At 47.8% G+C, this 25,842-nt stretch carries 21 protein-coding genes and 1 tRNA gene; 14 read left to right on the forward strand and 8 right to left on the reverse strand.

What is annotated here, in order from left to right; genetic code table 11:
* The 4 genes from H6A34_RS03360 to H6A34_RS03375 all read left to right on the forward strand — a co-directional run bounded on the left by H6A34_RS03360 (position 1) and on the right by H6A34_RS03375 (position 7,371).
* Positions 1–1,758, forward strand: coding sequence for a RagB/SusD family nutrient uptake outer membrane protein (locus tag H6A34_RS03360; RefSeq protein ID WP_239480741.1), 1,758 nt, complete (start codon positions 1–3; stop codon positions 1,756–1,758).
* Between the two features lie 42 nt (positions 1,759–1,800).
* On the forward strand, positions 1,801–2,988 hold the full coding sequence (locus H6A34_RS03365; protein WP_205103456.1) for a glycan-binding surface protein: 1,188 nt from the start codon (positions 1,801–1,803) through the stop codon (positions 2,986–2,988).
* 98 nt (positions 2,989–3,086) lie between these two features.
* Entirely contained in the window at positions 3,087–4,466 is a 1,380-nt protein-coding gene (locus tag H6A34_RS03370; protein WP_205103457.1) for a hypothetical protein, read from the forward strand.
* A 364-nt stretch (positions 4,467–4,830) separates the two neighbouring features.
* Positions 4,831–7,371: an endonuclease MutS2 gene (locus tag H6A34_RS03375; protein WP_205103459.1), complete on the forward strand. Its 2,541-nt coding sequence runs from the start codon at positions 4,831–4,833 to the stop codon at positions 7,369–7,371.
* 72 nt (positions 7,372–7,443) lie between these two features.
* Here the strand turns inward: H6A34_RS03375 and H6A34_RS03380 are convergent, their stop codons facing one another.
* From H6A34_RS03380 to H6A34_RS03415, 8 genes are all read right to left on the reverse strand, one after another.
* Positions 7,444–8,202 (reverse strand): YaaA family protein, encoded by a 759-nt coding sequence (locus H6A34_RS03380; protein WP_205103461.1) that lies wholly within the window; start codon positions 8,200–8,202, stop codon positions 7,444–7,446.
* Between the two features lie 168 nt (positions 8,203–8,370).
* Entirely contained in the window at positions 8,371–10,071 is a 1,701-nt protein-coding gene (locus H6A34_RS03385; RefSeq protein ID WP_205103463.1) for an ATP-binding protein, read from the reverse strand.
* Positions 10,072–10,562: 491 nt separating this feature from the next.
* Positions 10,563–11,042, reverse strand: coding sequence for a DUF4112 domain-containing protein (locus H6A34_RS03390; RefSeq protein WP_205103465.1), 480 nt, complete (start codon positions 11,040–11,042; stop codon positions 10,563–10,565).
* A 26-nt stretch (positions 11,043–11,068) separates the two neighbouring features.
* On the reverse strand, positions 11,069–12,307 hold the full coding sequence (locus H6A34_RS03395) for a DNA/RNA non-specific endonuclease (RefSeq protein ID WP_205103467.1): 1,239 nt from the start codon (positions 12,305–12,307) through the stop codon (positions 11,069–11,071).
* Positions 12,304–13,380, reverse strand: a complete 1,077-nt coding sequence (locus H6A34_RS03400) for a hypothetical protein (RefSeq protein ID WP_205103469.1) — start codon at positions 13,378–13,380, stop codon at positions 12,304–12,306. Before H6A34_RS03400 ends, H6A34_RS03395 begins: the two co-directional genes overlap by 4 nt.
* Positions 13,381–13,522: 142 nt before the next feature.
* Positions 13,523–13,807, reverse strand: coding sequence for a hypothetical protein (locus H6A34_RS03405; RefSeq protein WP_205103471.1), 285 nt, complete (start codon positions 13,805–13,807; stop codon positions 13,523–13,525).
* Positions 13,808–13,918: 111 nt separating this feature from the next.
* Positions 13,919–14,176: a hypothetical protein gene (locus H6A34_RS03410; protein ID WP_205103473.1), complete on the reverse strand. Its 258-nt coding sequence runs from the start codon at positions 14,174–14,176 to the stop codon at positions 13,919–13,921.
* 656 nt (positions 14,177–14,832) lie between these two features.
* Positions 14,833–14,906, reverse strand: a tRNA-Thr gene (locus H6A34_RS03415).
* An 810-nt stretch (positions 14,907–15,716) separates the two neighbouring features.
* On the opposite strand from H6A34_RS03415, the gene H6A34_RS03425 reads away from it, so the two are divergent.
* The 10 genes from H6A34_RS03425 to H6A34_RS03470 all read left to right on the forward strand — a co-directional run bounded on the left by H6A34_RS03425 (position 15,717) and on the right by H6A34_RS03470 (position 25,840).
* Complete coding sequence (locus tag H6A34_RS03425) at positions 15,717–16,262, forward strand: DUF4199 domain-containing protein (protein ID WP_205103475.1); 546 nt, start codon at positions 15,717–15,719, stop codon at positions 16,260–16,262.
* 59 nt (positions 16,263–16,321) lie between these two features.
* Positions 16,322–17,278: a glycosyltransferase family 2 protein gene (locus tag H6A34_RS03430; RefSeq protein WP_021948693.1), complete on the forward strand. Its 957-nt coding sequence runs from the start codon at positions 16,322–16,324 to the stop codon at positions 17,276–17,278.
* Between the two features lie 242 nt (positions 17,279–17,520).
* Positions 17,521–17,985 (forward strand): DUF6452 family protein, encoded by a 465-nt coding sequence (locus H6A34_RS03435; RefSeq protein ID WP_205103477.1) that lies wholly within the window; start codon positions 17,521–17,523, stop codon positions 17,983–17,985.
* Positions 17,936–18,625 (forward strand): DUF6048 family protein, encoded by a 690-nt coding sequence (locus tag H6A34_RS03440; RefSeq protein ID WP_021948695.1) that lies wholly within the window; start codon positions 17,936–17,938, stop codon positions 18,623–18,625. The genes H6A34_RS03435 and H6A34_RS03440 overlap by 50 nt, the downstream gene beginning before the upstream one ends.
* Before the next feature lie 89 nt (positions 18,626–18,714).
* Positions 18,715–19,761, forward strand: coding sequence for an FAD:protein FMN transferase (locus H6A34_RS03445; protein WP_205103479.1), 1,047 nt, complete (start codon positions 18,715–18,717; stop codon positions 19,759–19,761).
* A gap of 22 nt (positions 19,762–19,783) precedes the next feature.
* Positions 19,784–20,455, forward strand: coding sequence for a Crp/Fnr family transcriptional regulator (locus H6A34_RS03450; RefSeq protein WP_021948697.1), 672 nt, complete (start codon positions 19,784–19,786; stop codon positions 20,453–20,455).
* Positions 20,456–20,883: 428 nt separating this feature from the next.
* A complete protein-coding gene (locus H6A34_RS03455) occupies positions 20,884–22,968 on the forward strand; it encodes a M3 family metallopeptidase (RefSeq protein ID WP_205103481.1) in 2,085 nt (694 codons plus the stop codon).
* 22 nt (positions 22,969–22,990) lie between these two features.
* Positions 22,991–23,437: a dCMP deaminase family protein gene (locus H6A34_RS03460; protein WP_021947972.1), complete on the forward strand. Its 447-nt coding sequence runs from the start codon at positions 22,991–22,993 to the stop codon at positions 23,435–23,437.
* On the forward strand, positions 23,424–25,133 hold the full coding sequence (locus H6A34_RS03465; RefSeq protein ID WP_205103483.1) for a S41 family peptidase: 1,710 nt from the start codon (positions 23,424–23,426) through the stop codon (positions 25,131–25,133). The genes H6A34_RS03460 and H6A34_RS03465 overlap by 14 nt, the downstream gene beginning before the upstream one ends.
* A gap of 332 nt (positions 25,134–25,465) precedes the next feature.
* On the forward strand, positions 25,466–25,840 hold the full coding sequence (locus tag H6A34_RS03470) for a transposase (RefSeq protein ID WP_205103485.1): 375 nt from the start codon (positions 25,466–25,468) through the stop codon (positions 25,838–25,840).
* Positions 25,841–25,842 lie beyond the last annotated feature (2 nt).

Below are 25,842 nucleotides of genomic sequence, written 5' to 3' on the forward strand. Positions count from 1 at the left end.
ATGAAAAAGATTATATTATCAGCCCTCACGCTCCTTATGGGCGCAAGCGCGTTTAACGGCTGTACAAGCTGGATAGAGGAAGACCCGGACAGCTTCATCACTCCCGACATGGTTGGCGACAGCGAGGACGCAGCTTCACAATGGGTAACGGGCGTTTACAGCAAGTGGGTGAACGACATGTTCCGCTGGGGTTATTTCCCGAGAGTTCTTGAGCAAGACGCCGACTATATATCAGGTCCCGACTGGCTGTTCGGCAGCTTCGGAGCCGGCAACTTCCAAGGAACTGACGACGCCTTGGCATTACAGGATGCGCTCTGGAACGGTTGTTACAACCTCATAGGCCGCGCCAATCTGGCAGAAAGGCACATCCGTGCAATGAACAACATAACCGACGCCGTAAAAAACAATGCAATAGGCGAGGTAAAATTCCACAAGGCTTTCGCATATTTCCTGCTGGTACGTGCATACGGACCTGTTCCCGTACAACCTGAAGTCGACACTTCAGACAAGAACCAACCGCGCCAGAGCGTCGACTCAGTGTACACCTACATCATAAACAACCTTCAGGATGCGGCTTACATGATGTATAAGAACACCGACCAGGCATACCAGGCGGGCCACGTGAACGCAGGTAGCGCAGCAGGATTGCTTGCCAAAGTCTATGCGACCATGGCCGCAGCGGCAATGCCGGCTGGAACTCAAATAACCGTAAGGACGGGAGGCGCATACGACGGAGATGGCGACGACAAAGCTTACGCACCGTTAAGAAGCATGACATTCAGCAAGAGAGCCGTAAGCGGATACGAGAACATGGACTCGCACGAGCTGTACACTCTTGCCGCACAATGGGCTCACGACGTTATCACGGGCGAATACGGTGATTATGAACTGCTGCCTTACAACCAATTATGGCTGAAGTCCTCATGCACCGCTTCGGAGTTTATGTTCTCAGTAGCGTCGGCTGACGGCAACGACACTTACTCCACACAAGTGCACACTCAGTATGCAGGCTACCTGATGGCTCCCGGCTCCGACTTCATAGCAAGCGGTGGCTGGACTGGCTGCACACGCCACTGGTACGATTTGTTCGAACACGACGACTACCGAATAACACAAGGCGTAAGGCACCGCTGGCGCGTAAACGGACATCAAGACGGCAACCTTGGCTTCTTCTATCCGTTGACTGAGGAATACAGTATCATGGCAACCGGAACCAACTTGGCCGGAGAACGGGTTGGAGAACCCAGCGGAATATACGCTGACGGCGTTAGTTACTATTATAATATGACAAGCGAATGCCTCGCGTTCACGACAAAATACTCCGACGTAACAAATGCCGCGACGGAGAATGCGGACGCCAACTGGCCTTTCCTGCGCTACGCCGACGTCAAGCTCATCTATGCCGAAGCAGAGAACGAGCTTGGACATCCCGAAGAAGCAATAATACATCTCAACGACGTACGCAGGCGTTCTAACGCCGCAGAGGCTTCCCTCACGGGCAACGGAGCGCTCGACACCCAGGAAAAGATGCGTAGCGCCATAATCGAGGAGCGCGCCAAAGAATTCGCTTGCGAGGCTGACCGCCGCTGGGACCTCATACGCTGGGGCATATACCTTGATGCAATGAACGCTATCGGTACCAACGAAGACAGCAACGGCAACAAGACCCGTACGGAGCGTAACCTGCTGTTCCCGATACCAAACTCCGAATTTAACACCAACCACGCCATCACTGAGAACAACCCAGGATGGGCTTAACCAATGGTTGACAACTAACGTGCAGACAAAAATATCAGTAACATGAAAAAGAATATGTTAAAATACATGGCCGCAGCCCTGGCACTGTTTGCTTTCGCAAGCTGCAACGACATCGTTGATTACGACGAGGGCTACACGGCTCTTGAAGACCAGGCCAACCAAGGCGCGCCGGTAATAACCGCCGTGTACGAAGTGGGCGACACCCTGCTGGAAAACCCGATAACGGAAGGCCAGGTAGGGCAGATGATACGAATCGTGGGCCGCAACCTCAACAACGCGCGCAGCATAACGTTCAACAACGTTGAAGCCGACCTCACGCAGGTGTACACTTACTCCACGTCGGCCAACGTTGTAATACCTTCTGAACGGTCGTCTGAAGAGAACAACCAGATTGTATATACAACCGACCAAGGCTCGACGTCATACAACTTTACCGTTCCGTTCCCGCAGTTAAGCATAACCGGACTGCAAAGCGAGTTCGTCAATCCTGGCGACTCCGTGACAATCCTCGGGCTTAACTTCGACTTCTATGACTTCGGAACATCCTCACAAGTAATGCTTAACGGCACGCCACTCGGCGTAGGCTCAATCACCAACACGTCGATGAAGGCCGAGATTCCTGTCGATACGCCTGACAACAGCACGCTCGAGATTGTATATTCCAACAATGACGGCGAACAGACCATAAGCCTGCCGTACCGTCCGACACAGAACCTTCTGTACGGCGACTTCAGCGGAGTGTCTTTCAATAATGACGGAACGATGGCTTACAGCATCGAGGGTGACGATGCCACCTCCGCAGATGAGACCTCACTCGGACGCCAGCACCTGCATTTCACTGGTACATTCGACGCATGGGCATGGAACACCGTCGACCTCAGCTGCAACATGATCAACTCTGCCGACCTTGGCGACCTCAGCCAGGCCGGAAGCCTTGACGACTACGTGCTGAAGTTCGAGGTATATACGCCTAACGGCACTCCGCTGACTCAGGCTTCGCCACTGCAGCTCTCGTTCAACTGGGGCGACCTTTACACATGGACTCCGGGCGACGGAGCAGGCCTCAACACGCATGACGAATGGCAGACAATAACCCTGCCGCTCGCGCCGATAGCAGTAGCCGGAATAATGGCGCCTGACACGTGGCAGTCGCTGCGCATAGCGTTCCAGCCGACGGCAGCCTACACGGCCGACTTCCGTATCGGTAACATAAGAATAGAGCGCAGGTAAATACTTTAACAAATGAAGGGGCGCACATAAAACGGTGGGCTCCTTCATCTGTTAAATAAACCAACCGAAACAATCAAATATCTAATCCAACATTAATTATGAAACAAATTTTTACAACCTTACTGCTGCTTACGGCAGCTATAATCTCAGCAAACGCAGAGATGAGAACAGTGTGGACAGGACCTCATTCAACAGGAGGCTGGAGTGGCGTGGACATACCGTCTACTAATTTTTCGTCACTTGAATATGGAGACAAACTTGTTTTCTCAGTAGAACGAGACATTGATGGCGCTACCGCTGCAAATCAGACGTATTATCAATGTCAGGTTAACGTATGGGTTGACGGTGTAGGAACACCTATCCTCAACGGAGAAAACGGTGTAATTAATATTGAGAATGATGACGATATTGAAGTTAACCTCACCAATGAACAGGTTGACCTAATAAAACAAAACGGCATGAGCATCAACGGGCATTACGTGATATTCAATAATATTACTGCCGGAACTGAAGAAGGCGGTGGTGACATTACTCCCGATGATGGAACTGCCTCCGAAGTATGGAGCGGTTCAAAATCACTTGGTTGGGATTTTGAGAATAACTCTATCAACTTAAGCTATGACAGCAAAGGAGCACTCGCCAATGCCAAGATCGGAGACATTATCACCATAACTTATACGAACGCAGGTGAGAATGCCAACATCAGAATAGGCAATCCTAACGGTTGGGAGGCTTTTGATTCGGATAGTGAGACAAGCCCTGCCGCTTCAACAGGGGAACAGACATTTTCTTATGAAATAACTGAAGCCTCTATACTGGGAATAATCCAAAGAGACGGCATTATCATAACGGGCAATGCAGTCACCATAACCAAGGTAGAGCTTACCACCTATCCCGACAGCTATGACGCCGTAGCCGTTACAATCGGAACGGAGGGCATTGCGACATACAGCAAAAGCGACAAGACCATAGACTTTACAAATTCCGGAATAACGGCTTATTACGCAAGCGCAGTGGAAACGGGTAGAGTAACCCTTACACCCATAAGCATAGTGCCCGAATATACAGGCATTATCGTAAGAGGGGAAGCCGGGACTTACGAAATCCCCGTTGTTACCGATGCAGAGCCGCTCATGACCAACTATCTCAGGGCTATAGGCGACTGGGAACAGCAGATAAGCGCGTCAGCCGAAGGCGCATCGCTCTATATCTTCAATGAAAGCGACGTTACGTTCAGCCTCGTAGCTGCCGGAACTACCGTAGAGGCCAACAAGGCTTACCTCGAGACGCCTACCGACATTACACCCGCCGAAGGCAGCATTGAGCTTGAGTTTGAAGACGAAGGAGGAACAGGCATAAATAATATTGAGATTGATAAGACTGAGGACGACAACTACTACAACCTGCAGGGAATGCGCGTTGAGCACCCGACGAGGGGCATTTACATCCATAACGGCAAGAAAGTCATAATCCGTTAAATAAGTAAATTAGTAGAATCGTTGTAGCGCCGTGCGCCGACACAATGTCGGAACACGGCGCTTTTCGTCGGAAAAGAACTGCGCAAGGATATCCATATTGAAAAACCGTAAGTAAACAGCGGCCGTTTGCTTACGGTTTTTCTCACAGACAGGCGCCTCCATGCCATCCATTAATCGAGCAATGCCAATTAGATTACAATCTAAAATGCCGCCTCTTAGGCTGTAAAAGGCGGCCTTTGGCTGTCTAAAAGACCGTCCTTTGCAATTGCGAAGACGGCCTTTTAGACTCTCCTTTCACCACCTTTTCGCTTTTTATTATCTCCCTGCGCCATTGTTTTCCATATAAAATGAGTAATTTTGCAGCATGATTTACCCAAAGACTTTCGAAAGCAAAATCGGCTTTGACGAAATAAGGACATTACTGAAGGAACGTTGCCTAAGCACATTGGGCAAAGAGATGGTTGACGCCATACAACCAAGCGGCGAGTCGGACGTGATAAACGAATGGCTCACTCAAGTGCGCGAGTTCAGGCGTCTGCAAGAGGAAGCCGACGACTTTCCCATGCACTACTTCTTCGACGTGCGCCAGGCCGTAGCCCGCCTGCGCCTTGAAGGCACGCATCTTGACGAAGGCGAACTGTTTGACCTGCGCCGTTCGCTCGACACAATCAACCAGATTGTAAACTACCTCAACCGTTCCGACGACGATAACGACGGCGAGGAACGCACATACCCCTACCCTGCGCTGCACCGGTTGACTGAAGACGTGATGACATTTCCGCAGCTGGTGCAACGTATCGACACGATACTTGACAAGTTCGGAAAGATAAAGGACAGCGCATCTCCGCAACTGGCGGACATCCGCATGGAGCTGTCGCGCACGGAAGGCAGCATATCACGCACCCTGAACGGTATATTGCGGGCGGCCCAGAGCGAGGGATTGGTAGAGAAAGACGTTACCCCCGCCATACGCGACGGACGCCTTGTCATACCTGTATCGCAGGGACTTAAGAGAAAGATTCGCGGCATTGTGCACGACGAGTCGGCGTCAGGCAAGACGGTGTTTATCGAGCCTGCCGAAGTGGTCGAGGCCAACAACAGGATAAGGGAGCTTGAGGCCGACGAGCGGCGGGAAATCATACGCATACTGACTGAGTTCGCCAAGCTCGTGCGTCCGCATGTCAAGCCGATACTCGAGTCGTATAAGTTCCTTGCCACAATAGACCTTATACACGCCAAAGCAGAACTGGCGCGCCTGATAAAGGGCATTGAACCTGCCGTAAACGCTTATCCGCACATCGACTGGATACAGGCAGCCCACCCCCTGCTGCGGCTTTCGCTCGAGAAACAAGGCAAGAGCGTGGTGCCGCTTGACATCATGCTGACACGGGACAAACGCATACTCATCATATCAGGGCCTAACGCCGGCGGTAAGTCGGTGTGCCTCAAGACAGCCGGACTGACCCAGTACATGCTGCAATGCGGACTGTCCGTAGCCATAGGCGAGCGTTCACGGACGGGCGTTTTCAAGAACATCTTTATCGACATTGGCGACGAACAGAGTATAGAGAACGACCTCAGCACCTACTCGAGCCATCTTATGAACATGAAACAGATGATGCGCTATGCCGACGACTCGACACTGCTGCTCATCGACGAGTTCGGCACGGGCACCGAGCCGCAAATAGGCGGCGCGATAGCCGAGGCCGTGCTGGCACAGTTTTGCGCAAAACAGGCATACGGAGTAATCACCACCCACTACCAGAACCTGAAGCATTTTGCCGAAAGTCATGATGGTGTTGTCAACGGAGCAATGCTGTACGACCGCCAGCAAATGCGTCCGCTGTTCCAGCTCTCGATAGGTAATCCGGGCAGTTCGTTCGCCATCGAGATTGCACGCAAAATCGGATTGCCCGAAGACGTGATAAAGGCTGCCAGCGAAATTGTCGGCAGTGACTATATCCAAAGCGACAAATACCTGCAGGACATTGTACGTGATAAGCGCTATTGGGAGAACAAACGCCAGACCATTCACCAGCGCGAGAAGAATCTGGAGCAGACCATCGCCCGTTACGAAAACGAGGTGAAGGAACTGGAACAGAGTCGTAAGGACATACTGCGCAAGGCCAAGGAACAGGCAGAGGAAGTGCTCAAGGAGAGCAACAAGATGATTGAGCGCACGATAAAGGAGATACGCGAAAGCCAGGCTGAGAAGGAAGAAACAAAGAAAATACGCGAACAGCTTGAGGCATTCAAGGCCGGCGTGAAGGAGATTGACACTGCCGCAAACGACGAGATGATAGCCCGCAAGATGCGCCAGATACAGGAGCGCAGGGCAAGAAAGGAAAAGCGGAAGCGGGAAAAGGAGAAAGAGAATGAAAAACTGAAAACGAACAATCAGCAATCCGCTAACGCAACACCTTCACCTGTAGCCGTCGCGCCGCTGAAACAGGGTGACACGGTTCGTATAAAAGGCCTCAGCAGCGTTGGCAAAATAGAAAGTCTCGACGGTAAAATGGCCACCGTAATATTCGGCGACATGCGCACCAAGATGCGTGCAGAACGGCTTGAACACGCCGAAGCACCCAAGAAAGAGGAGCCAAGGGCATACGTTTCGGTTGGACGGCAGACACGGGAAACGATGGATGAGCACAAACTCAACTTCAAGCAGGACATCGATGTGCGCGGCATGAGGGGCGACGAGGCCCTGACGGCAGTAACCTATTTTATTGACGACGCTATCCTCGTAGGCGTCAAGAGGGTGCGCATATTGCACGGAACAGGCACCGGAATACTGCGCCAACTTATCCGCCAATATCTCGCGACAAGGCCCGACGTTGAGTCGTACCGTGACGAACACGTACAGTTCGGCGGCGCGGGAATAACCGTTGTAGAGCTTGCGTGACAGAATTCAGCTAACTATGAAAGGTTAAGAGCAAGGCCGTTGTTCCTTTGCTCTTAACCTCTCTTTTTATATTCATTCAAGAACGAACGCCATACCTCCGTCCTTACTGTCGGCATCACTGTATGTGAAGCCCTCGAATGTAAATGACTTCAGCCCTTCGGGATTGCTTATCCTCTTGGTAACAGCATACCTGGCAAGGGCCCCACGGCACATTTTTGCATACACGACAACGGTCTTCAGCCGCCCGTTTTTACGCACGAGAAACTCCGGACTGACGACTTTAACCTCACAGACAACCTTCCGCCAGTTGAACAACCGCCGCATTTCGTTGCTTGCAACGTCAAGCAATATGCCGCCGTCAGCCTTGATTGATTCAATGAAAATGTCTGTAAGCAACAGCTTCCAATAGTCGAACATCGTAACGCCGTTGTCCGGAAGCACAACATTTCCTTCAAGACGGTAAGGACGGATGGCGTCAGTAGGCCTCAGCAGACCATAAAGAAACGACGTTATCCACAAGTGCCGTTGCATGTACTCAAAGTCTTTGTCGCCCAGACTTGCGGCGTCAAGATATTTGAACACTATCCCCGTATAGGCATAAACGGCCTGAGTAGACGGCTTTTCGTCAAGAAAATGAAGGTAACGCAGGCGGTTTTGCCTTGCTATCTGTAAGTTGCAGCCCAGCATTTGGGCAAGTTCCTCTTCGTCATACCTCATCATTTGCAGCGCATTGCTCACTGCCTGCTCGCCGAACAACGGCTTGGTGGTAAACGGGTCGCGCCCAATGGCGCTATCGTCCATGTCCTTGGCACATCCTATAAGTATCTGCATAGTCGGTATTCTTTAACTTTTGGTTTGCAAAGATAGGAATAAATATTAAAAAGGTAGAAAAGTAAAAAGGTAAAATTGAAAGGGTGAAAAATATAAAGGCGCAAAGAAAATAATTGTCTGCTTTACCATGATACGCCGCGTTTTACTTTCACCTTTTCACCCTTTATCTTAGAATCCTATTTTCCGCTTTTCCTTTACTATAAGTTCTTCGTCACAGTAACCTTTTATGCGCTCAAGGTCGGCCGTAGCGTAACCGAACAGAATCGAGTCGACGGCATGCTTGCGGGCGATGTTCTCTATCTGACCGCCGCTGAAGTCATAAGCCTTTGCCAGAGCGGCGGCGCCGGCAGGAGCAAGGTCGGGTATTATCGTCTGCCATATACTCTGCTTAGCCTCGGGACAGGGTTTGTCAAACCTTATCTTGTACAAGAAACGCCGCTCGAAAGCCCGGTCCATGTTCTGTGTAAGATTGGTCGTGGCGATGAGAATGCCGTTGAGCGTCTCCATCTCTTGCAGGATGATGTTCTGTATGGTGTTCTCCATCTTGTCTACAGCCCGCTCGGCGCCCTCCTGGCGTTTGCCTATCAGAGCGTCAGCCTCGTTGAAAAGCAGAATTGGCGCTATGGTTCTCTCCTTTACGAGAGCACGGTAGCGGTCGAACAGGGCTTTGACATTCTTCTCGCTCTCGCCCACCCAGCAGCTTTTCATCTCGGCGAAATTAACCTGCATGATGTCCCGTCCGGTCATACGGGCCAGTTGCAGTGCGGTCTCTGTCTTGCCCGTGCCCGGTTCGCCGTAGAACAGACAGGCAAACCCCTTACGCATACCTGCCTCGTCGAGCCGCCGGCATACCTCGGCATAACGCTCCTCGGTCAGCAGGGCGGCGAGCTGGTCTATCTGCTTACGCTCGCGCTCGTTGTAGAACAGCCGTTTGCTAACGATGTCGCCGTGAAGGATAAGTTCTTTCGAACTTATCGCTTTTTTCAGGTCAATGTCCAGTTCGGCCAGTACCTCACCCTTGGCCTTATCCGTAAGCTTGTATGCGTTGCGGTCGGCAAAGCCATCATCGTTGGCAAACTCGACGAGTCCCTGCTCCTGCAACGTATGCTCGCCACGCGACAGCCTCGACTTGACGCTGCGGGCTATGCCCTTTGACGGGAACAAGTCCTCAAACTGATGTGGACAGATGTCATCATCGTCATCATTGACAAAGATATTGGCCATGCATACAAAAAGGACTCCGTCCATGCTTATTCCGCAGTCGTCAGCCAGACAGTACCGTCGCAACTGCTTGACGAACTCAAGGTTACTGTTGTTGTCGAAAAGCCTTTCAAGCTCGTCACGTAAATCGTTGAACGACAATTCATCGTGGTTGCGCTGGTCGAACAATTCCTCGATCACGCCGAACAGCTCGTCGCACGTAATATTCTTAGGCTCGTAGGGAACGTATGCCTCATTACGCCTGAAAGCGTCCATAACCTCAAGCGGCACACGGTAAGTTACCGAGTCGCGGTCGCGACGGCAACGTATGAGCTTACGGCTCACCATATCGTCAATCTCCTTGCCATATTGTATTATACGTATCGTACGGCAACCGATATGCGAGGCCAGCTGCTTCAGCTCAATACGGTAATCGTCGCAATTGTCGACAAAAAGCGACAACAAGACCGCCTGCATATGGCTGAGCGACAATTTACGGCACAAAAAATTGATATATCGTTTCGCCTCAGCGAAAAAATCTTTGCTTAAATCAGAACCTGACGACAGCTCAACAATCTGCTCCATCGCGTTCAGGACGTTAAGCCGAGCGACCTTCATAGTCACCCTTACCTTCTTCTGTCTCTCTTCCGTCTTAACTAAATTTCTCATCTTATCTTTCCTTTCATATCATTTACAAGTGCAAAGATGATAAAAGATTGTGCAGAAGCATGGCAGAGGATAGAAAATATTTATATAATAATACCGTTTTCAAGCAAAACATACCACGCAAAATACCGTCAAACGCAATATAAAAGACCGCCTTTTACATCATGAAAGGCCGTATCTTACCACATAAAACGTGGCCTTTTACGTGGTGAAAAGAGGTTATACAATGTCACATCATAAAAGTAAGAATTTTCACGAAACTGTCTGTCATCTTTCATCCTTACATCTAAAATATTGAAAAGCAACAAATTACAGGCTGACAGATAGCCATTCTATCTTTCAACAGACTTTCATCATCAACAGTAGTCAAAGCCGTAGAGTAAACCGTGGATGAAAGAAAGCTGAAAGATAGAACGGTCATCTGTCTGTCAGTAAGTCATTATAAATCAGAATATTAAGCGCAAAACTGAAAGATGAAAGACAATTTTCGGTAATCAGACCAATCCTACAACAATATTCCACAGCCACGAAGTTACTTTAATGGCCAGTAATACAAGTAAATATATCACGACGCAAAGCGCAACGATTAGCACAGCCGTAATTGCGGCCTTACGGTTTACCTCATGTATTACATCCCTGTCGCCCTCGACGAATCCCGTTATCAGCCTGAAGTTCCGCACAAACGACTTCTTGAAAAAGTCCAGCACACTACCTATATAAAAAGGTACCAGGCCTATGGCAAGATCACACAATGCATTGTATATCACCGCCAAAGTCAACGGCACCGATTTTATCTTCACAGCGCTGACGTAAATGTACGGCAAAGTCAACAGCTGCGTAAGCATGTCACCCACGCCCTCAAACATCAGACCTAACACCGCATCAAGGTAATACCTGTCCATCCAATTAGCTATTTGTTTAGTAAGCTGGTAGGACTTGGATTGCTTGATTAAAATTACACGGTGATTTTTCATTTCTAAATTGAGCTATTAATATTTCATTATGGGCATTCAAGCATTCTCTCCATTGCCTTCTTTCCATCAATCAACACGGTAATGCCTATTTTTGATGGTCGTTTGGAATCGCCATCATATATCAAACGTCTTTGGGAAGTAGCTGTTTGACCTTTTAATACAGCACTTTTTATTATTTTCTCTTCCATTTCCTCAAGTTTCCGCCATTCACCTCCACTACGTTGCCATTCCTTTCGCATAGGAACCAAATTTATGCCTTCATTGATACCTCCCAAATTCCGTTGAAATATATGTCCAGCATCATCAATATTAGTTCCTCTACCATTTTTATGTCTTACCATGAAATCACGTCTGTTATTATCTAAATCTGATTTCATTTTTATATTTTTATAAGTCTCGGGCGTATATAACTTTTGTGCAAAGGTTGTACGTCCCAATTTATCCGTTCGATATTCCACTCCGTCAATAACATAACGTTTATTAGGCAAAACATAATCAAGAAAAAAATTGGGCGCAGCAGACCTATTGTCACCCTTCGGTAAATCTGGACAACCAGAGAATGCCGTGATAATGTTTCCCTTAACTAATATTGCACTATTAATCGCGGATGGATCGGAATTATAAATCAATATTTCGCCATTTTTCCCTTTCGCACATTCAAAATATTTCAAATAATATTGTTTATTATTAAACGGACCACCTGATGCCATCATCCTTTCTATGCTCGCATATAATTCTGGGCTCTCTTTCTTTAACATATCCAAAGCCTCTTGTCCTTGTTTATAAGAAACCACCTTCACATTATCATATAAACCAGCATAAGGCTTTCCTTTTAAATTTTCATTGAAATGAACAACTTGTGCTTTGTTCGTTCGTCTGAACCTCAAAAGATTGTTTTTATACGACTGACTTGAAGATACATTAAGCATCTTAACCTTATACCTTGGCTTACTAACAGCGACCAATTTCATAGAGGCTTTTTTGTTCCCGTATTGTAAAAAGGATTTTAAGCCCTCTTTTTTCATCTCTTTTTCAACTTTCTCACGAACTGCCTTTTTCACAATCTGATTTCCAAGTGACTTGCCTACATATTTACTACTTGCTTCTCTCGCTGTTCTGTCGGCAAGATCTTTCAAAGACTCCTTACTTGCATTAGTCAAGACGTCTTGACTTGCTTCTTTACCAATAGACTTTGCCACTTTTTTACAATTTGTTAATGACAAGCATAAAAGTAATGACAGCATTACATATTTTATATCTTTCATAAATTCGAGATTATATAATTTAAAAGTTTTTCATTAGAATCATCTATTAAACCCATAACAATGTCTTTACATTGTGGCATATAATAATTTTCTATCTGAAAAGACAAGTCGTGAGCACATACATACTTTACCATATCATCAGGATTCACGTTTTGTTTTTTTATGTCATCAATGGTAACTTTTATATCATAAACAGTACTTCCAATGTCATACAAAGTACTTACGCCACCGCTCACGCCCGCCAATGCCAAGGGTACAACATAATCTTTCACCGCTTCCTCTAATATTTCATCCTTTTGTCCTAACGTATATTTCTGAATATGTTTTAAAGTACTGCTTGTAAGTCCAATTTTCATCATCGGATTTTCCAAAATCATTTTATTATTGAACTCTTTATTTACAATTTGCAAACAATATTCTTTTTGTTTTAAATTAATCGTATCTAAATAAGCTTGAATATATGTCCTAATATGTTCTTGATATTTTGCAGTATCAAGTTTTTCCCAAAACATATCTTTAAAATCATTCCTATCTCTACCAAATAAGAAATGTAATTTTCGATAATTCAAAAGTCCACCTGCATATTTACTAAAAACCGCCCCAATATCTTCATCCAGCATTGAATCTACACCCATCACAATTGCTGGCATTATTATTTTCTCAAAAATTGCTTTTTCAATCTCACAATTTTGTTTCAACTCCAATGTAACTGATGACACATACTCTTCTTTCTTTTCTTTGAAGAATTCATAAACTCTATTATAACATATAGTATTTTTTAATATACCACATATTTCTTTCAATTCATAATAATTGCAGAATCTTAATGCCGGCACTATTGAATCATTATACAATCGATCAAAAAAAGCATTACCGCTTCTATTTGTTATATAAAATTTTGCGCCATCAATAGGTGACTTCTCAATTATTGAATCCATTGCTGATTGTTCTGTCAGTGGAACAACTTTATTATCATCTTGATTGGAACAAGATTGAATCAAGAACGCAGAAACCATAAAAGAAATAATTACAAAATTTGAATTGATTTTCATAATAAGACGAAGCCAATACATATTTTATTTTGTTTTTTCAAATGACACAACACGAATAAATGCCAAAATACTTGACTATCATACATGATTTGTTCAGTAAAATGAAATAAGGTTATTCTTTTATATAATGCATCCGAACATAGATTATTATTTTAATTTTCAATTATAAAATACCCTTACGCATTGCTCTACTAATAAATATAACACCGACTAAAAGTGCAAGAGTCGCAACTATATGTACTGCAAATCTAATAGTAAAACCTATTGCTGATGACCAGCCCATAAAAAATATAGCCGTCAATATAACAACTACAAACGCCACAGATATAATTATTGACGTTTTTATTATTTTCTTCATTATCACAGCTAAATAACCTTTTACAATTATACTTTTTTCTTTTTGCTTCAAAGATTTTTCCAACTCGGCTTTTGTGGTAACTACTTTCATGGTTATTTAAAATTTATATATTCATTATCTTTTTCCAACATATCATGTCATTATAAACCCAATTTCCTAACAACGTGATGTGAACAGCTATAATATCGACAAAAAGCGCACTTACAGCACCGGCGAATGACTTCCCTTGTTGCTGCCTTTAGGATGATTCGGGCAAGTGGCACCAGTCATCACGAGTATCGAGGGGAACTTCTTGCCGCAATATTTACAGGTGTACGACGACTTCTCGGTACCTTCGTATAGTTTATGGCGACCTTTATTCGGGCCGTCGGGATGTCGTGAACACGTGGCGGAGGTCAACAAGCGCACGTCGGGGAACTTATGCCCGCAGTACTCGCAATAATAATTTTTCTTTTCCATGGCTGTATTTTTTGTGGTTATTAATTGTTTTTCATGTTTTATTGAATAATTGTCTGCTATTATTATTGTTGGTAGTAGGCTGGGGAGTAATGCCACAAAAACGGCAATAATTGTGGTTTTCATATGTCTTCCAGTTTTAGATTTGTGTGCCAAATATTCGTTTTCGATAGCTTTTTGCCATGAAGAGTGACGTGGATCCACGTCCACATTTTCTCGGAGTAAGGTTCTGGCAAAACCCTATAATGAAGAAAACATGAAAGAGGAATCCACATCACTATACGTGATGTGAACCCGCTCAGACTTTCATTGTTCATCATTATAAGGATTGAACTGCCAGATTCTACTCCTTGAACGACACTGTCTGTGCGTGTACACAAATTTTTCAGGCGCACACCTTTTGCGGGCATGCACATTGCAAAGTTAAGAATTTTATCCAAACATGCAACGCTTTTCGCTGAAAAAACTTGTATATTCCTCTTTATTTCCATGTACATTATATTAAGACTCATTGACGGCACCATGTCACCCTACCTTCAAAGCGCAAAAATAATGACTACATATGCAATAACGCAGCATATGTACGGTTTTTTTTCGGTTAACGAAAAAACGGAGGGCGGACACGATCCACTCTCCGTTTACCATTTAAACAATTTTCGAGCCTCTTGTCGGATTCGAACCAACGACCCCGAGATTACAAATCACGTGCTCTGGCCAACTGAGCTAAAGAGGCGGGTGGGCAAGCTACTTATATCGCGCCGCTACAACCAACTACCTTTGCTGCGTTCCCGCCCTGGAGGATTCGAAGGGAGCTGGCCGTACAAGACTTGCCCGTCTTTGCGGCTGCAAAGGTAATAAAAAGTTTATACATCATGTAGGCATGCCGGCGTTTTTGCGGATTTTTTAACTTATTTTCAGTTTATCACAAGTATGGACAAGTAAAAACTCACGACAAAATTATTTTCTGCTCCAGAAATATTTTACCGTATTTTCAGCTGCTTTACGTAATCTAAAAAGCATTATTATAGGTGCTTTTGCTATGTGCGCATTACAAATTGAGGCGTAAACATGACCCTAATTGCCGCTATCTGTAATGCTAAAGACCGTCAAAAGGAGCGTAAAAGGCCGTCTTTAAGGCCGCAAAACACGGTCTTTCAGATAACAGCGGAACAAGAGAATACGTCAAACAAGTCATAAAACGCTTATTATCAGCATGTTAGCAAAAAGCGCAAAAAAGGCCGACAATTCGGATGAAATCACGGTTTACTGATGCCGAAGGGCCTTTACGGAACGTTAACCAAACGTTCGCGGATATGTTGTATAAACATTTTTTTACACTTACGGATATACACCATGGCGGTAATTCTGCACCCGTCACCCTTGCGCAAGCCCGCAAGGAACGCCATGCTTTAACCCTAAAAAAATAAAAAAAAGCGCCTGCCACCACTTTATATGGCGGAAAATAAGTAATTTTGCAGGGATTTTTTACATGGCCGCGACACGGGATGTATAATGCGGACATGTCGACAATACGTAACATACAATGGCTATACGCGAGGAATACGAACAACTTAAAGCTTTCGCACGCATTGACGGAGCGATAATAGGAGGCTTGTGGATACTCAGTTTCGCCTTCTTCATCGGCGAGTTTTACAACCCTTTGTTCGGCTTCATGTCGCTCATTGTCGGCGTCTACTCGCTCGTTCTTGCCGCCATGCGCCTAAAGCATTTCCGCGACAACGTACTCGACGGCGTGATAACATTCAGCCGCGCCCTGATGTACAGCATGCTGGTATATTTCTACGCGGCCCTGCTCATGGCCGCGGCACAGTTCATCTACTTCCAGTTCATCGACCAGGGGTTCATGCTCTCACAGTATGAAGAGATAACCAACACTGACGAATTCAAGACACTGCTCAACGCTTACGGCGTCAAGCAGGAGGAGATGAGACTCGCAATAGACAACATTGCGTCGCTGCGCCCGATAGACATAGCGCTGCAATTCCTCACTACGAACATCATACTCGGCTTCATGGTGAGCCTGCCGATAGCGACAATGCTCAAGTCGAAATACAAGAGAAGATTCTAAACGGACAAAGGACTACGAACGCCTTAATCCCAACAATGACTATTAAGAATAAACGAACAATGGACATATCAGTCGTAATACCTTTATACAATGAGGATGAATCACTGCCCGAACTTTACGCTTGGATAGAGCGCGTGATGAAATCCAACAACTTCACCTATGAGGTAATCTTCGTCAACGACGGCTCTACCGACCGTTCTTGGGACGTAATCCAGGAGCTCAGCGCAAAGCACGAGTGCGTCAAGGGCATAAAGTTCCGCCGCAATTACGGCAAGAGCCCCGCACTGTACTGCGGCTTCAAGGAGGCGCAAGGCGACGTCGTCATCACGATGGATGCCGACCTGCAAGACTCTCCCGACGAAATACCCGGACTGTACAACATGATAACCAAGGACGGATATGACCTCGTGTCAGGCTACAAACAGAAACGTTACGACCCTCTGTCAAAGACCATACCCACCAAGCTCTTCAACGCAACTGCGCGCAGGATAAGCGGAATAAAGAACCTGCACGACTTCAACTGCGGACTGAAAGCCTACCGGCGCGACGTGGTAAAGAACATAGAGGTGTACGGAGAGATGCACCGCTACATACCATACCTTGCCAAAAACGCTGGCTTCAACAAGATAGGTGAAAAGGTAGTACACCATCAGGCGCGTAAATACGGCAAGTCGAAGTTCGGGCTCAACCGCTTCTTCAACGGCTACCTTGACCTCATCACGCTGTGGTTCCTTAGCGGTTTCGGGCGCAAGCCTATGCACGTGTTCGGCTTCCTCGGCACCATCATGTTCATAATCGGCTTCATCGCCGCAGCTATAATAGGCATAGACAAGCTCTGTTCGCTTGCCAACGGCATACCGCAGCGACTCGTAACCGACTCGCCTTACTTCTACATAGCCCTCACGATGATGATGATCGGAACGCAACTGTTCCTCGCCGGATTCCTCGGCGACCTGATAAGCCGCAGCTCGACCAACCGGAACGATTACCAGATAGAGGAGACCATCAGACTGTAAGGCAAATGCCTGAAAGCAAAAAGGAAAAGAGACAGCATAAAGGGAAAGCCATAAAACAAAACGCAAAAGTTATATTGAAGTAAAAAAGCGCAATGAAACGGAACAGATACACACACATGCCAAATGACAAACGCACAGGACGAAGCAAACAAGTTTCGCGCCGGCGCTTTTCATCCATACCCCTTTCAATCTTTCCTTTACTAAGAGACCTTCGCTGCTTTCCAATTTACGTTCTTGCGTTCATGCTAGTAAGCATCTCTTCATGTTCGTCCATCGACTGCCCGATGAACAGCCTCGTTTATACGCAATACCAGCTACGCAATTCCGACGGGCTTGTCGACACGCTGCACGACACGCTGACAATATCCACACAACGCGCCATCGACGGTAACGACTCTATACTGATTAACCGCAACGTGCGCACAACCGAGTTTTCATTGCCCATAAGTTACGCACATCCACAAGACGTATTCTTCTTCGAGATGATAGACACCTTGACCAAGGCTACGACTTACGACACCGTAACCGTCACGAAAGAAGACCATGAGCACTTCGAGTCGGTAGACTGTTCGCCGTCATATTTCCATACCATTACGGCCGTCAGCAGCACGAACCACGCCATCGACTCCATCGTTTTAATCTATCCCGACGTTAATTATGACACTTCAAGAAAACATTTCAACATATATTTCAGGCATCGTCGTTAGCCTGTTGTTGCTGCTCGTGCCGTCAACAGCCGGAGCGAAGGACAACGATACCGAGGCAAAAAACGACAGTGTACCGCTCTTTAACGGTATTGCCGTATCGGTAGACCTCGTCGGTCCGGCACAAATGCTGCTCGGAGATTACGGACAATACGAAGCATCGGTACGCGTAAACCTGAAAGACAGGTACTTTCCGGTTGTCGAACTGGGTATAGGCAAGGCCGACCACGTAAACGACGTGACAGACATTACATACAAGACAAGCGCCCCTTATGCAAGAATAGGCGTCGACTTCAACCTACTTAAGAACAAACATGACATCTACAAGCTCTTTGCCGGCGTAAGATACGCCTTCACTTCATTCAAGTACGACCTGTCACATCCAGGGATGACGGACCCTGTATGGGGTGACGTTGCTCCTTATGAGGCAAAAGGAGTGAAATGTTCATACCAATGGTTTGAGGCCGTCATAGGCGTTGACGCCAAGATATGGGGGCCTGTACACCTTGGATGGAGCCTGAGATACCGCAGCCGCCTGTCATACGATGACGGCGAGCTGGGCAATTCATGGTATGTACCAGGATTCGGAAAAACCGGCAGCAGCAATATAGGCGGCACGTTCAACGTCACCATTGACATATAGACAGCACGGCGGAGACAGCCATGACAAGCTGCCTCCAAGACGGGAATATCCAACGGCCGTACCGTAACGCCCCGATAAAAGACAGTATAATGAAAAACAGGAAAAAGCTATTCATACAGTCGGCATTCCTCTTATGCATCATCATCGGTGCAATTATAATCGTAGGACACCAGCGCCCGGCTCCTTACAAGCACGACACCGGATTCGTGTTCGGCACGGTATACAACATCACATACCAAAGCAACACGAGCCTGAAAAAGGACATCGAGGCCGAGCTCAGCAAGGTTGACTTCTCCCTATCGCCGTTCAACGCCCAGTCTGTCATTTCGAAAATCAACCGCAACGAAGACGTTGTGGCCGACAGTATGTTCGCCGACGTGTTCACAATGGCACAAAAGATATCCGGAGAAACCGGCGGAGCGTTCGACATCACGGTGGCTCCGCTTGTCAACGCATGGGGTTTCGGATTCAAGCATGACACCGAACCTACGCCACAAGCCATAGACAGCCTCAGGCAACTTATAGGCTACGAAAAAGTAACACTTGACAACGGCAAGGTTAAAAAGGCAGACAAGAGAATTATGCTCGACTGCAGTGCCATCGCGAAAGGATATGCCTGCGACGTAGTGGCCGGCTATCTGCGGAGCAAAGGCATTGACAACTTCATGGTGGAGATAGGCGGCGAAATCGTGACATGCGGAATAAACGAGAACAGGCTGCCGTGGAGAATAGGCGTAACAAAACCCGTTGACGACTCGCTTAACACCAAACAAGAGCTGCAAACAATACTGAACGTAACCAACAAGGCCATGGCCACGAGCGGTAATTACCGCAACTTCTACTACAAGAACGGAAGGAAGTACGCCCATACAATAGACCCAAAGACCGGCAGGCCGGTACAGCACAACATCCTCTCGGCCACCGTCCTGGCAGACAGTTGCGCCACGGCTGATGCCTACGCGACGGCATTCATGGTGATGGGGCTCGACAGGGCCAGGGCAATACTCGACAGACATCCGGGGCTGATGGCATATTTTATATATTCAGACAAGAATGGGAAAAACGCCGTATGGTTCTCGCCGTCGCTCAAGGACAAGCTCTACGGCACGCAAACCGTGACAGAAAAGGGTAAATAACGACAAAGGCCAGGAATGAACCATGCCATACATCGAACACCACGAACGACTGCTTGAGCTACCGCTGTTCCAAGGTATGAGCCGCAACGACCTCGAACAAGTAACCGCGACGACAAAATTCAGGTACATAACTTACGCCCGTGGCAAGACATTGGTTACCGAAGGCGACACTTGCGACAAGCTGCTGTTCCTCATAAAAGGCATGACGAGCGCAACCGGACATGCCGACGACAACGGATATTCAATAACCGAAACCGTCTCTGCACCAGACATTCTCCAGCCCGAACGCATATTCGGGCTAACGCAAAGATACACACGCACATTCAGGGCCATAACCGACTGCGACCTGATAAGCCTCGGCAAGATGGAGGCACTGGCGCTGGCCGACAAATACGAGATATTCAGGCTCAACCTGCTCAACATCATCTGCACCCAGTCACAACGGCTAACACGGTTTCCGTGGCGTACCCAACCCGGCGACATCAGGCACAAGATAGCACGCTTCATAGAGACGCGCTGCCTGCGCCCGGCAGGCGGAAAGACCGTCAGGATAAAGATGGAGCGGCTTGCCGAAGAAGTAAACGAAAGCCGACTGAACGTATCGCGCACGCTTAACAGCATGGACGCGGAAGGCATTATATCACTGAAACGTGGCATAATACAGGTGCATGCCCTGGAGAAGATAATAAAGTGACGCAAGCATAATAGCCTGACCCTACTATATCATACGCAACAATACTTACGCGCCCAAAACAAGGCGCAGCGCAAAAGGCCGTCTTTCACGATGTAAAAGACGGCCTTTTACCGTCCGAAAGATGGCCTTTCGCATTGTAAAAGGCCATCTTTCGCAAAAACGGCAATGGCACATACGTAAACATGCGGACGGAACACTATAATAAAAAAGACAAAAGACCGTACGCGGAAAGCGTAAAACAGGCTGTCACACAACAAGCTGCCAGGCACCGCGCATTGGCCGAACCATCGTAAACAAGCCAACCGTAAAGCCGCGCCACACGCCAACAAGCCGAACACAGGTAAATATTAGTTAAATTTTCAGGTACCGATTACATACAAGGAATAAAATTACTACCTTTGTAATCAAAAATTACATAAAACGTCAGTATGAATGGACAAATGGAAGAGAGACAACGTATAAACCCTTTTTTTGAACCATATAACACCACACATGACACCGTTCCCTTTGACAAGATACGCCTTGAAGACTTCGAGGAAGCATTCATGGAGGGAATACGCCGTGACGATGAACAAATAGAGAAGACCATCAACAATCCCGACAAACCGACATTCGACAATACAATCATCAACGTTGACGACGACAAGGACGGTTATTACGACCTTCTGTCGCGCGTGTCGACAGTCTTTTCCAACCTGCTCAGCGCCGAAACGAACGACGAGATGGACGCCTTGGCGCAAAAGCTGCAACCCATACTCACCAAACATGCCAACGACGTAAGGCTGAACAAGCGCCTGTTCGAGCGCATAAAGGCCGTACACGCGCACCATCGCAAGCTCACTCCGGAAGAGAAGAAGCTGCTCGACAACTGCTATGAGGGCTTCGTACGCAGCGGAGCGCTGCTTGACGACGACGGAAAGGAAAAACTACGCAAGCTGACCGAAGAGGCCGGCATGCTGTCGTTACAGTTCTCGCAGAACCTTCTGAAGGAGAACAAGGCTTTCACCCTGCACATTACAGACGAAGGCCAGCTTGCCGGACTGCCTGACACTGCCCTCGAGGCAGCGGCCGTAGCAGCAAAGGAACGTGGCCTTGAAGGATGGGTTTTCACGCTCGACTATCCCAGTTACAGCCCGTTCATGACGCATGCCGACAACAGGGAGCTGCGCAAGCGTATGTACATGGCACGCAACACGGTATGCACGCACGACAACACCGAGAACAACATAGACATCTGCAAACGCCTTATTAACATTCGCAGGGAGACAGCACAGCTGCTCGGATACAGGACTTACGCCGAATATGTACTGAAACGCCGCATGGCAGGCAACGCCCGCAATGTGTACAAACTGCTCGACGACCTCATCGAAGCATACAAGCCGACAGCCGTAAAGGAAGTCGAGGCCGTCGAAAAGATGGCAAAAAAGATGGAAGGCAGCGACTTCAAGGTTGAGCCGTGGGACTTCAGCTACTATTCACACAAGCTGCAACTCAAGAAATTCAACCTCGATGCAGAGATGTTGCGCCCGTATTTCGAACTGTCGAACGTCATCAAGGGCGTGTTCGGACTTGCCAACAGACTGTACGGAATTACGTTCAAGGAGAACAAGGACATACCGGTGTACCATCCGGATGTCAAGGCTTATGAGGTATTTGACAATGACGGCTCTTACCTTGCGGTGTTCTACGCCGACTTCCACCCGCGCAAAGGCAAGCAGGGAGGCGCCTGGATGACCGAATACCAAGGGCAGTGGATTGACCGTAAGGGCGTCAACGTGCGTCCACATGTCAGCGTCGTGATGAACCTTACAAAGCCTACGGAGGAAAAACCGGCACTGCTTACGCTCGGTGAAGTGGAGACATTCCTCCACGAATTCGGCCACGCACTGCACGGAATGTTCGCAAACACGCGCTTCGAGAGCCTCTCCGGCACAAACGTATGGTGGGATTTCGTTGAGCTTCCGTCACAGTTCATGGAGAATTTTGCCGTTGAAAAAGAGTTTCTCAGCACTTTCGCCTTCCATTACAAGACAGGAGAGCCCCTGCCCGACGAGCTTATCTCCCGTATTATAAAGAGCCGCAACTATCTTGCGGCGTACTCATGCCTGCGCCAGGTAAGTTTCGGCTTGCTCGACATGGCATACTATACGAAGAAAGAAGAGTTTACGGACGACATCATACCGTTCGAGAAAAAAGCATGGGAAAAGGCAATGGTAACGCCTCAACTGCCCGACACCTGCATGACGGTACAGTTCAGCCATATCATGGCCGGTGGCTATGCGGCCGGATACTACAGCTACAAGTGGGCCGAAGTGCTTGATGCCGACGCCTTCAGCGTATTCAAGAAGCACGGCATATTCAATCCCGATACAGCACGGAAATTCAGGGATTGTATTTTATCCAAGGGCGGAACGGAACATCCAATGACCCTCTACAAACGCTTCAAGGGCAGTGAACCCACCATAGATGCCCTGCTTAAGCGTAACGGAATAAAGAAAGTAAGCAAGAAATAAAGACGTTAAAAGGCATAAATATATGACCGAAAGGGAGGACAAACAACTGCTGCTGGACCTGCGTTACTTACGTATGGCCCGAATCTGGGCCGAGAACAGCTATTGCGAAAGGCGGAAAGTAGGCGCGCTTGTGGTAAAGGACAAGATGATAATAAGTGACGGCTACAACGGCACACCGAGCGGATTCGAGAACGTGTGCGAGGACGACAACAACGTGACAAAGCCCTATGTACTGCATGCCGAAGCCAACGCCATAACAAAACTGGCCCGGAGCTCGAACAACAGCGACGGCTCCACGCTGTACGTTACGGCCGCGCCGTGCATCGAATGCTCGAAACTCATCATCCAGTCGGGAATCAAACGTGTTGTCTACGCCGAGAAATACCGCCTGGAGGACGGTATAAACCTTCTGAAAAAAGCCAAGATAGAAGTAATGTACTTAAACCCGGATGATTATGAAACCAAATAAATCAAACCGCCTGACCCCATTGTTGATGGCTCTTTGTGTCGTTATCGGCATTCTGGTAGGGACTTTCTACGCCAACCATTTTTCCGGAAACAGGCTCAACATCATCAACTCGGGCAGCAACAGGCTTAACAACCTGCTGCACATAATAGACGACCAGTACGTAGACAAGGTCAACATCGACTCACTCGTTGACAAGGCCATACCGCAAATCCTGGCCGACCTTGACCCCCACTCGGTGTACATCAGCGCAAAGGACGTACAGCAGGCAACCGATGACCTTAAAGGTTCATTCTCCGGAGTGGGCATTGAGTTCGTTATTCGTGACGACACTATAAGGGTGCAGGGTGTAGTAAAGAACGGCCCGGCAGAGCAGGCCGGGATATTGGCCGGCGACAAGATTGTAAGCGTAGACGGAAAACCATTCGTCGGGAAGGTAGTTACCAACAGCGAGGCCATGCGCAGGCTGAAAGGCCCGAAGGACACAAAAGTAAAGATTGGAGTGGTAAGGTACGGGCAGAAGAAGGTAAAACAATTTACCATAACGCGCGGTGACATACCACAAAAGAGTATCAGCGCAGCATACATGCTCGACGAGAACACTGGCTACATCAAGATAAAGAACTTCGGCGAGAACACGTATCCTGAACTGCTTATCGCATTGGCTAAACTTTCGCAAGAGGGCTTCGGCAACCTGGTTATAGACCTGCGCGACAACACCGGGGGCTATCTTAACTCGGCGGTGCAGATGGCCAACGAGTTCTTACCCAAGAACAGGCTCATCGTTTACACTGAAGGACGCAGGTCGCCAAGACAGGATTTCAAGAGCGACGGCCGTGGAAGCTACCAGAACATTCCGCTTGTCGTGCTTATAAACGAGGCTTCAGCATCGGCCTCGGAGATTTTCGCGGGAGCCATGCAGGACAATGACAGGGCCACAATCATTGGCCGACGTTCGTTCGGCAAGGGCCTCGTACAGAAGCAGATGGACTTCCCCGACGGGTCGATGATACGCCTCACCGTGGCGAGATACTACACTCCGTCCGGGCGCTGCATACAAAAACCATACGTATCTGGCGACAACCAGGATTATGAAGAGGACTTAATAGTAAGATACCAACACGGGGAATTCTTCTCGCAAGACAGTATCAAGCATACCGGACCGGCCTACCACACCGTCATCGGGCGCACTGTTTACGGCGGAGGAGGCATTACTCCGGACATATTCATCCCCGAAGACACCGTTGACTACACGTCGTATTTCAAGGAAGCGGCTATGAGCGGGCTGATATTACAGTTTGCCTTCGAGTATACCGACAAGTACAGACCAAAGCTCAGCTCGTTTGAGACCATGCCCGAACTGTCTGCCTATCTCGACAAACAGAACACGGTAGACAAGTTTGCCTCGTATGCGGACAAGAAGGGACTGCGCAGGCGGAACTTGCTGATAAAGAAGTCGCACCACCTGCTCGAGCGCTTCATCAACAGCAGGATTATCTACAACATAATGGACGAGGAGGACTGGATTGAATATCTCAACCTTGACGACAACGTAATCAAGGCCGCCCTCGACGTGTTCAAGAACAACGCTGCATTTCCAAAGAAGCCTAACGCAAAACAGAAAGACGGAGTTACGGCCCGGGCCGAGCAGATAGTGCCGCGCACGGAGGGAAATCTCGTGGCATACAGCATAGCCTGACGGTCACGCTTACGGCACGATAAAAACGACATTATATTACAAAGCCTGTCAGCGGCATTCAACCATTCAGCATAAATACACGAATGGCAGAATGTCGCTGACAGGCTTTCATTCTTGCAGTTTTTATAAAACAATGACAACATCCGGCGCCTTACCGAAAGACCAGATCATGCGCCCAGACCACAACTAACAGCTTGATTTCAAGACTGTTACAACCAGCAACGCCATACCTGGCGGTATGTAACCCTCAACAGCAGCGCCGCAAACTTTGCAAAATGTCTTGTCCTGGCAAAAGTTGACACATTTATGAACAATAAAAAATGTGTAAAACAATGCGAAAGAATCCAACAAAGTACAGCGAGGAGTTCAAATTGAGCGTCCTTCGTGACTATTACTCGTCAGGCATGAGCAAGCGCAAGTGTGCAAAGAAGTACGGCCTGTGTAATCCGACGTTATTGTCGTCATGGCAGTCAAAATATGGTGAGAAAACCTTATCTTTGCCGTCGGAAGAAGAATACGACGACATGGCAAGACGCAGCAAGGAGGAATACAGGGATGAGAACGCGGCCCTGCGCAAGCGCGTGCGCGAGTTGGAGAAGGCGCTTGCGTACTCGCGTTTGGAGACGGAGGCTCGCGACGTGATGATAGACATCGCCGAGCGTGAGTATGAAATATCCATAAGAAAAAAACATGGGGCCAAGCAGTGACG

This window comes from Marseilla massiliensis (genome assembly GCF_016899855.1).
Taxonomy (GTDB): Bacteria; Bacteroidota; Bacteroidia; order Bacteroidales; family Bacteroidaceae; genus Prevotella.